Genomic DNA, 14390 nt, shown 5'->3' with positions numbered 1-14390 from the left:
TGGATACCGCCATGCTACAGACCGAATCCTCCGCCCGCCGGAACTTTGCCATCCAGTTAGGCCAAACCACGCGCCTATGGCGACGGGTGATAGACCGGGAACTTCAGCCCTACGGCTTAACCCAGGCAGCCTGGCTACCGCTGCTGTTTATTGCAAGGGGTGATGCCCCTATTCACCAAAAAGCGCTGGCGGAATCGCTGGGCCTGGATGCGTCCGCCGTGGTCAGGGTTTTAGATAACCTGCAAAAACAAGGGGTGATCGAGCGCCGGGAAGGCAATGACCGCCGCTTTAAGGAAATACACCTCACCGAGAGCGGAATTGCACTGGTTAACAGGGTTGAGCTGATTGCTGCACAGGTGCGAAATCAGGCCCTGGAAGGGGTAAGCGAGCAGGATATCCAACAGGTCAGCCGGGTAATAGGCCAGGTTATCGACAATCTCTCCCAAACAGAAAGTCGTCAGTCATGAATCATCACATTCCAAAACTAGCAGGGCTGCGCCGTCTGAATCCGCGCCAGCGCACATTTTTACTGACCGGCAGCGCACTGGTGCTGTTAACCGTTATCGCGTTGTCATACTGGCTCCACCAACGCTTTACCCATATCACCGAAACCGATGCCCGCGTCATGGGCGAGGTGATTTCGCTGGCCAGCCGGGAAAGTGGCTGGCTGACGGCACGCCCGGTTATCGATGGCGATAACATCAAAAAAGATCAATTACTGGCTCAGGTTGACGATAGAGAAGCCCGCCTGAAACTGGCCGAGCAAGAGGCGGATTTGGCCGCTGCCGATGCCCAGATCATCTACAGCCAAACCCAGCGGCAGGTGACGGAGTTAACCACCCAGGCGGCGCTGGATGAGGCGCGCGCGAACCTCTCGTCTGCCGAGTCAGCCGTCAGCAATGCCGGTTATCAGCTCAGTCTGGCGCAAAATAACTTCCAGCGTGATGACCAGTTGCTGAAAAACAACCTGACGGCACGCAAAACCTGGGACGAATCCCATACGCAATTATTACAACGCCAAAGCGAACTGCATGAAGCACAGGCGCAGCGCACAGCACGGCAGGCCGCGCTGAACAATGCCGAGGCGCAGCGCCATACCTTGCAGGTACAAGACCGGCAAATCGAGATGCTGCGCCAACAACGCATCGCCATACAAGCACAGGTTGACCAGCTAAAACAGGATATTGCAGACCGGGCCTTGTCGTCGCCAATAGACGGCGTAGTAGACAGAACCCTCGTCAATAGTGGCAGCTATGTGCAGGCAGGACAGTGGATTATGCTGATTCACTCTCCCTATCAGGTGTGGGTGGAAGCAAATATTAAAGAAACCGTAATCGGCCAGGTCAAAGTCGGGCAATCCGTTGATATACAGCTTGATGCGTACCCGGATAAGCATCTCAGCGGTAAAGTGATACGGGTCGGTAATACGGCAACGAGTCAGTTTGCCCTGCTGCCCAGCCCAAATCCGTCAGGCAATTTCACCAAAATCACGCAACGCGTACCGGTTCGTATCGCGCTCGATAAGCCGGACGAGAGCCTGAAGCCGGGGTTAATGGCGGAAGTGAATATTCATGTCGCCGAGTAAACCTATTTTATCACCGCTGGAAAGCCAGGCAGCCCGTTTTGGTGACAGCTACCGCTGGCTGGCGACCTTCACCATTATGCTGGGTACTATTGCCACAACGGCCACCGCCACCATTGTCAATGTGGCCATGCACGACATTATGGGAGCCTTTGGCATGGGCCAGGATCAGGCACAGTGGCTCTCAACCGCCTTTCTGGCCTCAATGACCGCCACCATGCTTGTTACCGCCTGGACGCTGGAGCGGTTTGGCTACCGCGCCACCTACGTCGGGGCGCTGGTTATCTTTGTGCTCGGCAGCCTGCTGGGTACGTTCAGCCAAAGCAGTGCAGAGGTGATTATCGCGCGAATTCTTCAGGGGGGAGCCAGCGGCATTATCCAGCCTTTAGCCATGATTATTATCTCGCAGGTTTTCCCGGTTTCAGAACGGGGCAAAGCGATGGGCATTTATGGCGTGGGCGTGGTGCTGGCACCAGCATTAGGCCCAGCGGCAGGCGGCCTGATGGTGGATTCTCTCGACTGGCGCGCCGTATTCATGGTGGTGGTGCCATTTTGCCTGGCAGGCATAGCCGCAGCGGTGGTGATTCTTCCGGCTAAAAGCCCTCATCGTTCAGGAGGACACCAGCGCTTTGATACCGCAGGATTTATACTGCTGGTTGTCTCGCTGACCGCTCTGTTAGCCGGTCTCTCAAACGGTCAGCGTACAGGATGGGATTCCTTTTTTATTCTCGGCCTGTTGACCCTTGCCCTGATGACGATGCTGGCGTTTATTGTGCGTGAATTCACCACGCCTCATCCTTTACTTAACCTGCGGGTATTTGCCAATCCGGCCTTCACGTCAGGTTGTATCGTCGCATTTGCGCTGGGAGCGGGTATTTATGGCTCCACTTACATTATTCCGTTATTTGTCCAGAGTATTCAGGGCTATACCCCAACGCGCTCGGGTTTGCTATTAATGCCTGCCGGGCTAGCCCTTGGCATGGTATTTCCGCTGGCTGGCTCATTAAGTGACAAACTCAGGCCACACACACTGGTGATTATCGGCCTGTTGCTGTTTGGCCTGTCATGCTGGTTATCCAGTGCGGCAGACACCGACACGCCCTTCTGGACGATGGCCTGGTGGATTGTGATTGGCCGTATTGGTCTGGGCCTGATGTTGCCAGCCATGAATGCCGGCGCACTGAGGGCACTGCCCGCTAATCAATTGGCCCAGGGTGCTGGCAGCCTGAATTTTGTCCGCCAGTTAGGGGCGCAATGGGGGTCAACCTGCTGTCAGTGTTTCTCGGAACGGCGCACCACGTTTCACGGCCAGATGCTGGCACAAGCGTTAATGCTGGATAACACACGCAGCCCCGATGCCATTCGCCAGCTCGGCCTGTTATTTGGCCATGCCGGCAATCCACTGGGCGACCCGCTCAGTACCAGTATCAACCCAGGCATCATGACCTACCTGCTCTCCATCTTGACCCCCAAGGCCCAGATGTTCGCCTATCAGGATGGTTTTTTCGTCGTGGCATTATTCTTTTTCCTTGCCATGCTGCCAGCCTGGTTTATCCGGCCTCGCACGGTGCTTAACCCAACGCCCCCTGCTGCCGTCTCACAGGGTTCCTGACTCTGTGAGACGTATTCCGAACACACCGCATAATGGTTGCCGCCCGCCGTAAAGGCCGTTAAGGTTGGGCGGTTAATTTCCTCATTTCAGGACGCGTACTATGTCCAGCAACACCTTATCCAGTAACGAAAAAAACATCGCCAACCTGCCTCTTCCCGCTGGCGTACAACAGCCTGACTATGACAGGCAAGCCTTAAAACCGCGTATCGTTCACATCGGTTTTGGTGCGTTTCACCGCGCACATCAGGCACTGCTGACTGACCGGGTGCTCAGGCAGCACGGCGGGGACTGGGGGATCTGTGAAGTCGTGCTATTTAGTGATGACACCCTTATCTCTGCACTGCGCCGTCAAGACCACCTTTTCACGGTGCTGGAAAAATCCGCACTGAGCGATCGCGCGATTGTTGTCGGATCCGTTTGTCGATCGCTGCATGCGCGAGTCGAAGGCATCGATGCCATTCTGGAACAACTGGCAGACCCGCAAGTCGCCATTGTGTCACTGACTATCACCGAAAAAGGGTATTGTCGGGCGGGTAATCGGGGTGAACTGGATAAAGAGAACCCACTGGTGCAACAAGACCTGGCCCACCCGCGCCAGCCTGCATCCGTGCCGGGCCTGCTGGCTGAAGCACTGCGGCTGCGTCGGGAGCGTGGTATTGCCCCATTCTCGGTGCTCTCCTGTGACAATGTGCCGGAGAATGGCAAGGTCACACGTCAGGTGGTTATCGATGCCGCTCGCTTGCAAGACGCGTCTCTGGCGCAGTGGATAACCGAGCACGTCACCTTCCCCAATACTATGGTCGATAGAATTGTGCCAGCCGCCACCCCGGAAACGCTGACTCAAATCGCCCAGGCAACCGGTGTTGCAGACCCATGCGGTATTGCCTGTGAGCCGTTCATTCAATGGGTGGTTGAAGACAACTTTGTCGCCGGCCGCCCTGCGTGGGAGCTCGCTGGTGCGCAATTGGTTGAAGATGTGCTGCCGTTTGAAGAAATGAAATTGCGCATGCTTAACGGCAGCCACTCGTTTTTGGCCTATCTCGGCTACCTGGCCGGTTATGAGCACATTAACAATTGTATGGATGATGCACATTACCGCCGTGCCGTGCGTCAGTTGATGTTACAAGAGCAAGCCCCGACATTACAGGTAAGCGGGATCGATCTGACTGCCTATGCCGAGCAACTGCTGGAGCGCTTCTCTAACCCCGCGCTGAAACACCGCACCTGGCAAATCGCCATGGATGGCAGCCAAAAGCTTCCCCAGCGTATGCTGGCCTCACTGCGCTGGCATCTGGCGCAAGGCAGCGCTCACCGTGCACTCACATTGGGCATTGCGGGATGGATGCGTTATGTTGGCGGAATTGATGATGCCGGGCAGAATATTGATATTCGCGATCCGCTGGCGGAAACCTTGCTGCACCTCACCCGGAGCACGCCGGATACAGAAGAACGGGTGCAAAGATTGTTATCAATTCATGCCTTGTTTGGCGATGATTTACCCGCCAACACAGCCTGGGTGGAAGCATTAACCCAGGCTTACTTATCACTGCGTGACCGTGGGGCCGCAGCCACTGTCGCCGTGCTGTCGGAACACGAATACGACGCGGAACACTAATACGGCATGGTATCTGCCAGCGACCGGGCACAACGTTCCCCCGGTCGCTGGTTTTACGGCTCGTCACTCCTCAGCCAAATATTCCAGTACATCACCCGGTTGACACGACAATGCTCCACAAATCTTTTGCAGCGTGTCAAACCGGATACTTTTCACCTTACCGGATTTCAGTAGCGAGAGATTCTGCTCCGTGATGCCGATTAACATCGCCAGTTCACGGGATTTCATTTTTCTTTGTGCCAACAGCACATCGAGTCTGACAACAATTGGCATAACAACTTACCAGGAAACCAACCTATAGCCCGATAAAATACTCCGCCTTGCCGCGTGAGGTAAATCACATTCGGGCAAGCGCCAGCACCTTACATCACAACCTGATCACAATTTATCGCCATTTTTTACAATTATGCTTGCTTTTTCTTCTGCAACACGGCGAAATGGTGCTGACAGATTCAGCACTCTCATCCACAAGCCTTTCCCCGCCTTCTTGATTTTTTAATGTTTAACGATAAAGAAATATCAAAAACCAACAAACTACTGCGTTACTCTTCTGACAACCCTTAATCAAATTAAAAAAACTTATTTCATGATCTCCATGACAGATTGCTATTAAAAGCACTCAGGAGCGGGATGGCTAGTTTACTTTTGTCGCGATCAGGCAAATGATAAGAACATAAGTTCATTTCAAATGAAATAATGTTTTAATATTGTTAGGCGAATTGACTATGAGTAAACCTATTACGTTCAAACACACGTTCTGCTACGGCAGTGCGAACCTGCTAGGCAGTGGCGCGTTAGCCATTAGTGGTGCCTGGTTAATGTATTTTTACACCACATTTTGTGGATTAACCTTGGTTCAGGCCGCCGCCATTTTCTCTGTGGCGAGCGTTATCGATGCCATCAGTAACCCTATCATGGGTTACATCAGTGACAACTTCTACAACACCCGTATCGGCCGTCTTTTAGGTCGCCGTCGTTTCTTCATTCTGGTGGGTATTCCGCTGGTACTGGTCTACCCGATGCTGTGGGTGGAAGGGTTCGGCTTCTGGTATTACCTGTCAACTTACATCGTGTTCGAGCTTATCTACACCTCAATTATGGTGCCGTACGAGACGCTCGCGACCGAAATGACCACCGATTTCAAAATTCGCTCTAAGCTGACTGGCTCCAAAGCCATTTTCGGTAAAGTCGCCAACTTCCTGGCTGCGTTTATCCCAGGGCAGTTTATCGGTATCTACGGTAAAGACTCCGCTACACCGTTCTTCTACACCGGTCTGGCTTACGGTGCCATCATGTGTGCGGCAATGATTGCGCTCTACCTCACTTCCTGGGAGCGTTCTCCTGCCGAAGTGACGCGTGAGCACACACAGAATCTGTGGCAATCACTGAAGAAACTGAGCATCGATATGGTTTCCACCTTCCGTCTGCGTATCTTCCGTAAACACCTCGGTATGTACCTGTTCGGTTTCGGTGCTGAATGGCTGTTCGCTTCTGCGTTTACGTATTTCATCGTCTTCGGTCTGAAACAAAGTACGGCGGTGGTATCACAGCTCAATAGCTTCAGTTCGATAATGCAGTTTATCTCTACCTTCCTGTTCATCGGTATCTGCGTGAAGATGGGCTTTGGCCGTCCATACCGCATGGCACTGATGGTTGTTATCGTCAGCGTCATCGCTTATGCCGCGCTTTACTTCGCCGGCTGGTCTCAGACTTCGATGATGATTGTACTGTTTGGTATCACCGCCGTTTTTGGCCTGAGTACCGGTGGTATCTACTACATTCCGTGGACGGTCTACACCTTCCTCGCTGATGTGGATGAAGTATTGACAGGTCGCCGTCGTGAAGGGATTTACGCAGGTGCAATGACCTTTGCAGGCAAAATGGTGCGTTCTGTCATCGTCTTCGCAATGGGATGGATTCTAAGCCAGTTCGGTTTCGTGTCAGGCAAAGCCGCCCAGCCTGAAAGCGCGGTATTGGCTATCGTCGGCGTGTTCTCTCTGGGTGTGATTGCACTGGCTATCGTGGCAATTTATTTCAGCTCCCAGATGCGTTTAGATCGCAAAAACCACATGATCCTGCTGCAAGAAATTGCCCGTATCAAAGCTGGTGGTGCGATTGCTGATGTTCCGGCTGAAGCGCGCGCAGTAGCAGAAGAGCTGACTGGCTGGAAATACGAGCAGTGCTGGGGGAATAACCCACTGGGTATGCAACAAGCCGCGCCAGAACCGGTTGTCGCCACTTCTTCTCGTTAATACAGCAACGAACCCATCTGTTCTTTTATGCCGCCCTCTTGGGCGGCATTGCTATTGACATAACACTGACGAATGTAACTGTAGTCCCTCCGGTTTTTCATACACGATAATTTTCACAACCACCCCTGCAACGGCTGGTTTTACCACCACCGCACGGTTTCGCCTGCGGCCCTATCCGCTTACCACCTGATATGTCCTTTTACCGTGTCCATCTACACACAAGCAGCCAGCCTCAGGCCACTTTAATAAAGAAGGCTCATCGTATGGTTGATACTCCCGCCAGCCACCTTAAAGCGATATCCCTGATACGCACGTATCACCACACGCGCCAAAGCACAAAGATAGCGGAAGGTCATGCAGGAGATGACGATGGCTCACAGGCGCAACAGCAGCAGGAAAACGAAGCAGATAATGAATAGCAAACGGCCGATAGGTCGCTGCCATCGGCCGTTATCATCACACGCCATCCGGGTTAAGGCACCAAGGCCGCCCGTTGAGATAGCTTAAAGCGTTAAATCAGTGCCGCTTCACGCAACTCACTTTTCAGGTAGGCGTAATAGATCGGAGCGGCAATAACACCAGCAATGCCGAAAGCAGCTTCAAACACCAGCATCGCCAGCAGAAGTTCCCAGGCGTGTGCCTTGATGCGGCTACCCACAATTTGTGCGTTGAGGAAATACTCCAGCTTGTGGATCAGCATCAGATAAGCAAGCGCCAGCAGTGCAATCGGCAACGAGATAGACAGCGCGGCGATAAACACAATCGAATTGGAAATAAGATTACCAATGACCGGCAGCAGTCCAAAAACAAACGTCAGTATCACCAGTGTCTTGGAAAAAGGCAGATGGATCCCAAACCCGGGCAACAACCCCAAAATGAAAACAGCAGACAGTACCGTATTGACCAGCGAGATTTTTACCTGAGCAAACACGATATTACGAAACGAAGACGACAGCAGAGACACTCTGTGCATCAGCTCTGTTTTCAGTAGCGGTTTGTTCACCGAGGGTTCAATGTTATTGAGCGAGATGATAGCGCCCAGGATCATGCCAATTAACATGGTCACAAACCCGTGCAAGAACTCTTTCCCCATGTTTTGGAGCATTTCGACATGTTTTTGTAACCACACCACAAATTCATGCTGCAACTCCTCCACACTCACTGGCAGATAGCCCGGCAGATAGGTCATTATCTGTTTTTGTACATCGTTGAGGATGAAAGCGATGCGGGCATTAAAAACACTGGTATCTTTCATTTCCTGCATCAACAACCCGACCAGCGTACCGAATAACACGCTCAACAGGCTGACAACCAGCGTGCTGATGACCGCCACCACCACCAACCGGGCCCGTTTCCCGCTGATCACCTTCTGAAAATGGGGGGTTAGCACATTAATGATTTCATACACCAAAAACCCCGCAATAAAGCAGGCAAGCAGACGCAGCTCCAGCAAGAGCAGCAGTCCTCCCATGATAAAGATAAAACTGAGCAATCGGGCTTGTTTCAAATTTAACAACTGCATATGACATCCTGTTTCGTACCACTGTGCCAGAAGCCTCCCGCCGTAACGAGATGCCAAATCACACCGCTACAGATCAACACCCTGACGATGAAATGATGTTTCAACCGACATTCTTAGCATTTTAATCACGAAATACCAGCAAGATTCACACGGTGTTGAGCAACGTTTGAGGATCTCAGGCAGGATGGCGCAGTACATGCCTAAGGCAAAATCGGCTATAGCATCAAAACCGCCCTCTTGACCTGCAATAGCGCGTGCGTCCTCCACACCCGTTATCAAAGTGCTGCCTATTAACCTTATTGAATTAATGGTTATTAATCTTTTATCCTCTGCACCGTGCAGCGGATAGAGGAAAACACATACGTTATGAGTACAAATATAAATACACCAAACGAGACATTTTTATTGATAAAGTGTCGTTAAATATGAGGGGGAGTTGGTTTATTGGCAATAGCCGTTATCGAAACGTATCGATATCAAAATCACAGCAGATGACAGGTATTTAGCAGGCGGTCATTAAACCGTAACAGCTCACAGCAGGCAGCAAAAAACAACATCAACTGTAGGGGGATAAAATCCGTTACAGACTCACGATGCCATATTCGTGGGAAAATCACCCTCATCCTGATTGAGGATCAGCAGTGACAATACCCTATCTTCCACGTTCAGTTTGGAAAATGACAGCGTACTCAACGGTTTTTTAGCAAAGCCATCCGACAGTAAATCCCAGGCAACATGTGTACTGAGCAAATCACTGTTGGTCATAAAATCCTGATAGGCAAACCGGACATTAACAGGCAGAACATCATCGATAGACGCGGGAACGCTGGTACCGCTACGTAAACCAAAATGTGCGTTAAACGCGGAATTCGCGCAGAGGATCTTACATTTCTCATCAATCACGGCAATAGCTCGCCTGTCATTATGAACAGGTGCGCTTAACATACTCATGATTTCATTCTGCCCAAATATCAGACTCATATATCCTCTGCCTTTTGCTATGTGAAATCTATCTCGCAACGATATCCTCGATATTGCTGGAAATCTGAAGATAGCTTTAAAATCAGCCAGATATTTATCTGACAAACATAATAATTAAACCGTTGATATAATTATAATTCAACCAATATGGACAGAGTCTCTCAACAGGGCGTTTAATTCCCATCGTTATTATGCAGTCTAAAAGATATAGATTTATTTACTCTATATTAGAGTATATCGGCCCCTTTGATTCAGCGTAAATCGAAATCGTCTATTACAATAATCAGGCTATTGGTTAGTCACAATTTGGTTACAGACGAAACAGTTTAGTAACGAATAATCTCGTTTTACCCTGTTCTTTTAGAGGCTGTTAGCACTATATCTGCTTTTAACAGCAGTTGATCGTCCAAATAAGGCCGATCTTTGGCTCTTTTGATCACATCACGCGATCAACTTCTGGCTAATGATAGTTAATGTCGATGAAAGAGTCATTTTCATTAACGATCTTCTTTACAAAGCGGCCTTGCGCCCTTGCCGGTGAAAATGTGAACTGCTTCGCATAAAGCGGCCACTTCTCCTCATGAGGCCATCACACAGACCAATATAAGACTATTCTTGAAAGCAAATGCCTCAGCCCTTTTCAGCAATGCGTGATCCGTCGCGCAAAAAAGAAACAAATGTTAACGGCTCGCTGTTATTAACCTTTGATTGACATAATATTAACAATGTTTAAGGAGAAGCGCTATGAGCCAATATAATAAGCACCCTATACCCAAAACTATTGCAGAAAATGCGTTAATCACCGCTGAACAATATAAGCAAATGTATCAGCAATCGGTTCAGGATCCTGATGCTTTCTGGCGGGAACAAGGCAAGATCGTTGACTGGATCAAACCGTATCAGCAGGTCAAAAATACCTCTTTTGACCCAGGTCACATCAATATCCGCTGGTTCGAAGACGGTACACTCAATGTGTCTGCCAACTGCCTTGATAGGCACCTCGATACGCGGGGCGATCAAACGGCGCTCATCTGGGAAGGAGATGACAGTCGTGAAAGTCGCCATGTCACCTATCGGGAACTGCACCTTGCCGTAAGTCGTTTTTCTAATGCACTGAAAGAAAAAGGCATTCGCAAGGGAGATGTCGTTGCTATTTATATGCCAATGGTGCCGGAAGCCGCTGTTGCCATGCTGGCCTGCGCCCGTATCGGGGCGGTGCATTCCGTCATCTTCGGCGGTTTTTCCCCTGAATCTATCGCCGGGCGCATTGTCGATTCCAGTGCCAAACTGGTCGTCACTGCCGATGAAGGTATCCGCGCGGGCCGCACGATACCACTGAAAAAGAATATTGATGAGGCATTGCGTAATCCCGCCGTTACCACCGTCAATCATGTGATCGTCTTCCAGCGTACCGGGAAACCGGGCAACTGGCAGGAAGGCCGAGACCTGTGGTGGCATGATGTTGTCGCACAGGCAGCCGATGACTGTCCACCAGAAGAAATGAATGCTGAAGATCCGCTCTTTATTCTCTACACCTCGGGTTCAACCGGTAAGCCCAAAGGGGTGCTGCACACCACCGGTGGATATCTGGTTTATGCCGCCACCACCTTCAAATATGTATTTGATTACCATCCCGGCGATGTGTACTGGTGTACAGCGGATGTCGGCTGGGTTACAGGGCACAGTTATCTGTTATACGGGCCACTGGCCTGCGGTGCCATTACGCTGATGTTTGAAGGTGTCCCGAATTGGCCAACCGCCAGTCGCATGGGACAGGTGGTGGATAAGCATCAAGTCAACATCCTCTACACGGCACCCACCGCCATTCGTGCCCTGATGGCGGATGGCGATAAAGCCATTGAAGGCACCTCCCGCCTGTCGCTGAAAATCATGGGGTCAGTAGGTGAGCCTATCAACCCGGAAGCCTGGGAGTGGTACTTCCAGAAGATAGGCAACAGCCGCTGTCCTATCGTTGATACCTGGTGGCAGACAGAAACCGGGGGATTCATGATAACCCCGCTGCCTGGGGCGATTGAAGCCAAGCCCGGCTCGGCGACCTTACCATTTTTTGGTGTGCAGCCAGCGCTGGTGGATAACCTTGGCACACCGCAGGATGGAGCCTGTGAAGGTAATCTGGTGATTACTGACTCCTGGCCCGGTCAGGCCCGCACACTGTTTGGCGATCATGAACGCTTCGAACAAACCTATTTTTCTACTTTCAAAGGCATGTACTTCAGTGGTGACGGTGCCCGCCGTGATGAGGATGGTTACTACTGGATAACCGGTCGCGTTGATGATGTCTTGAACGTTTCCGGCCATCGGCTGGGAACAGCAGAAATAGAATCGGCTCTGGTTTCACACCCCAAAATCGCCGAGGCAGCTGTCGTCGGGATCCCTCACAGTCTTAAAGGACAGGCTATCTACGCCTATATCACCCTCAATCACGGTGAGGAGCCCACCAGTGAGCTGTATAACGAAGTGCGAAATTGGGTGCGTAAAGAAATCGGCCCTATCGCGACACCGGATATCCTGCACTGGACCGACGCACTACCGAAAACCCGCTCCGGCAAAATCATGCGTCGTATTCTGCGCAAGATAGCCGCCGGAGATACCAGCAATCTCGGGGATATCTCTACGCTTGCCGATCCTGGCGTCGTAGAGAAACTGCTGGAAGAAAAGCAAGCCATGGACAACACACCGTCTTAATCGTTATCCGATAAAAGCAGCGCCATCCGCACCGGAGCCACCACGTTATCCGGTGTGTGATGGCACCTGAAAAACAGCCGTCCGGCAGGACGATACGTACTACCTGACTGGAGATTTATGATGAATGATCTCATTTATCAACGGATTGAGGCTAACCCCAAGTTTCAAGAGCTTGTCCAGAAACGGCAGCATTTTGCCGCATTTCTTTCACTGATCATGCTGGTGCTGTACATCGGTTTTATTTTATTGATCGCATTTGCACCCGGCTGGCTGGGTACTCCCATCTCACCCGGCGCGGGCACCACCCGCGGTATTCCACTGGGCATTGGCCTTATTATCATCTCTTTCGTGTTAACCGGAATTTATGTCTACCGTGCTAATCATGAGTTTGATCGCCTGACCAAAGAACTGCTCGACGAGGTGCAAAAATGAAAAGCCGTCTTTTGCTGCTGACAGGTTTGCTGGGGCTGCCACTATTAGCACAGGCGGCAGATGCCGTTTCCGGCAACGTACAAAAACAACCGCTAAACGTGCAAGCAATTATACTGTTTGTATTGTTTGTTGCCGCCACACTCTACATCACTTACTGGGCTTCCAAACGTACCCGCTCGCGCAGTGACTACTACACGGCAGGCGGCAATATCACCGGTTTTCAAAACGGTCTGGCTATCGCGGGCGATTATATGTCTGCGGCATCGTTCCTCGGTATCTCTGCTCTGGTTTACGCCTCAGGATTCGATGGCCTGATTTATTCGCTCGGCTTTCTGGTCGGCTGGCCTATCATTTTGTTCCTGATAGCCGAACGGCTGCGTAACCTCGGGCGTTATACCTTTGCTGATGTGGCCTCTTACCGGTTGCAGCAAAAACCGATTCGAACCCTCTCTGCCTGTGGTTCTCTGGTGGTGGTCGCACTCTACCTGATTGCACAGATGGTCGGTGCGGGCAAACTGATCCAGTTACTGTTTGGCCTGAACTACCATGTCGCCGTCGTGTTGGTGGGTATCTTGATGGTGATGTATGTCTTGTTTGGCGGCATGCTGGCGACCACCTGGGTGCAGATAATCAAAGCGGTCTTGTTACTGTGTGGCGCAACGTTCATGGCACTGATGGTATTAAAAACGGCCAATTTCAGCTTTGATACCTTATTTACTGAAGCGATGAAAGTCCATGCCAAGGGCAGCGCAATCATGAAACCCGGCGGTCTGGTTTCTGATCCGATTTCTGCGCTGTCACTCGGGTTAGGGCTGATGTTCGGTACCGCTGGCTTGCCTCATATTTTGATGCGGTTTTTCACCGTCAGTGATGCCAAAGAGGCACGGAAAAGTGTGTTGTTCGCCACAGGCTTCATGGGATATTTCTACTTCCTGACCTTCATCATCGGCTTTGGTGCCATCCTGTTGGTCAGCGCTAACCCGGCATTCAAAGATGCCGCCGGAGCGCTTATCGGTGGTAACAACATGGCAGCGATTCACCTTGCTAATGCTGTCGGCGGTAACTTCTTCCTGGGCTTTATCTCCGCTGTCGCTTTCGCCACGATTCTGGCCGTTGTGGCAGGATTAACGCTGGCAGGCGCTTCTGCGGTATCACATGACTTGTACTCAAACGTTATCAAGAAGGGGCAAGCGACCGAGCGCGACGAACTGAGAGTGTCAAAAATGACCGTACTGGCACTGGGTGTGGTCGCTATCCTGCTGGGGATTTTGTTCGAAAATCAGAACATTGCCTTCATGGTGGGACTGGCCTTCTCTATTGCCGCCAGCTGTAACTTCCCGATTATTTTGTTGTCGATGTACTGGTCTAAACTGACGACCCGTGGAGCGATGATCGGTGGTTGGGCTGGGCTGCTGACAGCAGTGATATTAATGATTTTGGGGCCAACTATCTGGGTGAAAATTCTGGGTAATGCCACCCCTATCTACCCCTATGAATACCCGGCGTTATTCTCGATGCTGGTCGCCTTCATCGGTATCTGGTTCTTCTCGATTACCGATAACTCGGCTAATGCCGTTGAAGAGCGCAATAAGTTTAAAGCGCAGTTTATTCGCTCACAAACCGGCCTTGGCATTTCAAAAGGCGGCTCGCACTAACGAACAAGGGCATAACTCTGGTTATGCCCTCTC

12 protein-coding genes are annotated in these 14390 nt (G+C 51.2%); 9 read left to right on the top strand and 3 right to left on the bottom strand.

The window, feature by feature from the left end:
* Window positions 1-11 precede the first annotated feature (11 nt).
* The 4 genes from DAQ1742_RS03590 (at window position 12) to DAQ1742_RS03575 (ending at window position 4809) form a co-directional block, all read left to right on the top strand.
* The gene (locus tag DAQ1742_RS03590; RefSeq protein ID WP_035339939.1) at window positions 12-467 is read left to right on the top strand and encodes a MarR family winged helix-turn-helix transcriptional regulator; all 456 of its coding nucleotides are present in this window, start codon (window positions 12-14) and stop codon (window positions 465-467) included.
* Entirely contained in the window at window positions 464-1585 is a 1122-nt protein-coding gene (locus tag DAQ1742_RS03585) for an HlyD family secretion protein (RefSeq protein ID WP_035339937.1), read from the top strand. The genes DAQ1742_RS03590 and DAQ1742_RS03585 overlap by 4 nt, the downstream gene beginning before the upstream one ends.
* Window positions 1572-3194 (top strand): DHA2 family efflux MFS transporter permease subunit, encoded by a 1623-nt coding sequence (locus tag DAQ1742_RS03580; protein WP_180706230.1) that lies wholly within the window; start codon window positions 1572-1574, stop codon window positions 3192-3194. Before DAQ1742_RS03585 ends, DAQ1742_RS03580 begins: the two co-directional genes overlap by 14 nt.
* Window positions 3195-3294: 100 nt before the next feature.
* Window positions 3295-4809 (top strand): mannitol dehydrogenase family protein, encoded by a 1515-nt coding sequence (locus DAQ1742_RS03575; protein ID WP_067486593.1) that lies wholly within the window; start codon window positions 3295-3297, stop codon window positions 4807-4809.
* 63 nt (window positions 4810-4872) lie between these two features.
* Here DAQ1742_RS03575 and DAQ1742_RS03570 read toward each other — a convergent pair whose 3' ends face one another.
* On the bottom strand, window positions 4873-5082 hold the full coding sequence (locus DAQ1742_RS03570) for a helix-turn-helix domain-containing protein (protein ID WP_035339931.1): 210 nt from the start codon (window positions 5080-5082) through the stop codon (window positions 4873-4875).
* Window positions 5083-5534: 452 nt separating this feature from the next.
* On the opposite strand from DAQ1742_RS03570, the gene DAQ1742_RS03565 reads away from it, so the two are divergent.
* Window positions 5535-7061, top strand: a complete 1527-nt coding sequence (locus DAQ1742_RS03565; RefSeq protein ID WP_035339929.1) for an MFS transporter — start codon at window positions 5535-5537, stop codon at window positions 7059-7061.
* A gap of 263 nt (window positions 7062-7324) precedes the next feature.
* Window positions 7325-7480 (top strand): hypothetical protein, encoded by a 156-nt coding sequence (locus DAQ1742_RS03560; RefSeq protein ID WP_158513803.1) that lies wholly within the window; start codon window positions 7325-7327, stop codon window positions 7478-7480.
* 92 nt (window positions 7481-7572) lie between these two features.
* Here the strand turns inward: DAQ1742_RS03560 and DAQ1742_RS03555 are convergent, their stop codons facing one another.
* The gene (locus DAQ1742_RS03555) at window positions 7573-8583 is read right to left on the bottom strand and encodes an AI-2E family transporter (RefSeq protein ID WP_067486590.1); all 1011 of its coding nucleotides are present in this window, start codon (window positions 8581-8583) and stop codon (window positions 7573-7575) included.
* A 588-nt stretch (window positions 8584-9171) separates the two neighbouring features.
* Window positions 9172-9564, bottom strand: a complete 393-nt coding sequence (locus DAQ1742_RS03550) for a hypothetical protein (protein ID WP_035339925.1) — start codon at window positions 9562-9564, stop codon at window positions 9172-9174.
* Window positions 9565-10308: 744 nt separating this feature from the next.
* On the opposite strand from DAQ1742_RS03550, the gene acs reads away from it, so the two are divergent.
* The 3 genes from acs (at window position 10309) to actP (ending at window position 14357) form a co-directional block, all read left to right on the top strand.
* The gene (acs, locus tag DAQ1742_RS03545; RefSeq protein ID WP_035339923.1) at window positions 10309-12270 is read left to right on the top strand and encodes an acetate--CoA ligase; all 1962 of its coding nucleotides are present in this window, start codon (window positions 10309-10311) and stop codon (window positions 12268-12270) included.
* Window positions 12271-12390: 120 nt separating this feature from the next.
* Window positions 12391-12702 carry a DUF485 domain-containing protein gene (locus DAQ1742_RS03540; RefSeq protein WP_035339921.1) on the top strand — a complete coding sequence of 104 codons (312 nt, stop codon included), beginning with the start codon at window positions 12391-12393 and terminating at the stop codon, window positions 12700-12702.
* Window positions 12699-14357: a cation/acetate symporter ActP gene (gene actP / locus DAQ1742_RS03535; protein ID WP_035339918.1), complete on the top strand. Its 1659-nt coding sequence runs from the start codon at window positions 12699-12701 to the stop codon at window positions 14355-14357. The genes DAQ1742_RS03540 and actP overlap by 4 nt, the downstream gene beginning before the upstream one ends.
* Window positions 14358-14390 lie beyond the last annotated feature (33 nt).

The organism is Dickeya aquatica, assembly GCF_900095885.1.
Classification (GTDB): Bacteria; Pseudomonadota; Gammaproteobacteria; order Enterobacterales; family Enterobacteriaceae; genus Dickeya; species Dickeya aquatica.
Note: the sequence above shows the minus strand (reverse complement) of the source record. Positions and strands in the feature narration are given on the sequence as shown.

Bases quoted from the DNA above. Each gene is read 5' to 3' on its own strand.
- DAQ1742_RS03590 (WP_035339939.1), top strand. From the start codon at position 12: ATGCTACAGACCGAATCCTCCGCCCGCCGGAACTTTGCCATCCAGTTA.
- DAQ1742_RS03585 (WP_035339937.1), top strand. From the start codon at position 464: ATGAATCATCACATTCCAAAACTAGCAGGGCTGCGCCGTCTGAATCCG.
- DAQ1742_RS03580 (WP_180706230.1), top strand. From the start codon at position 1,572: ATGTCGCCGAGTAAACCTATTTTATCACCGCTGGAAAGCCAGGCAGCC.
- DAQ1742_RS03575 (WP_067486593.1), top strand. From the start codon at position 3,295: ATGTCCAGCAACACCTTATCCAGTAACGAAAAAAACATCGCCAACCTG.
- DAQ1742_RS03570 (WP_035339931.1), bottom strand. From the start codon at position 5,082: ATGCCAATTGTTGTCAGACTCGATGTGCTGTTGGCACAAAGAAAAATG.
- DAQ1742_RS03565 (WP_035339929.1), top strand. From the start codon at position 5,535: ATGAGTAAACCTATTACGTTCAAACACACGTTCTGCTACGGCAGTGCG.
- DAQ1742_RS03560 (WP_158513803.1), top strand. From the start codon at position 7,325: ATGGTTGATACTCCCGCCAGCCACCTTAAAGCGATATCCCTGATACGC.
- DAQ1742_RS03555 (WP_067486590.1), bottom strand. From the start codon at position 8,583: ATGCAGTTGTTAAATTTGAAACAAGCCCGATTGCTCAGTTTTATCTTT.
- DAQ1742_RS03550 (WP_035339925.1), bottom strand. From the start codon at position 9,564: ATGAGTCTGATATTTGGGCAGAATGAAATCATGAGTATGTTAAGCGCA.
- acs (WP_035339923.1), top strand. From the start codon at position 10,309: ATGAGCCAATATAATAAGCACCCTATACCCAAAACTATTGCAGAAAAT.
- DAQ1742_RS03540 (WP_035339921.1), top strand. From the start codon at position 12,391: ATGAATGATCTCATTTATCAACGGATTGAGGCTAACCCCAAGTTTCAA.
- actP (WP_035339918.1), top strand. From the start codon at position 12,699: ATGAAAAGCCGTCTTTTGCTGCTGACAGGTTTGCTGGGGCTGCCACTA.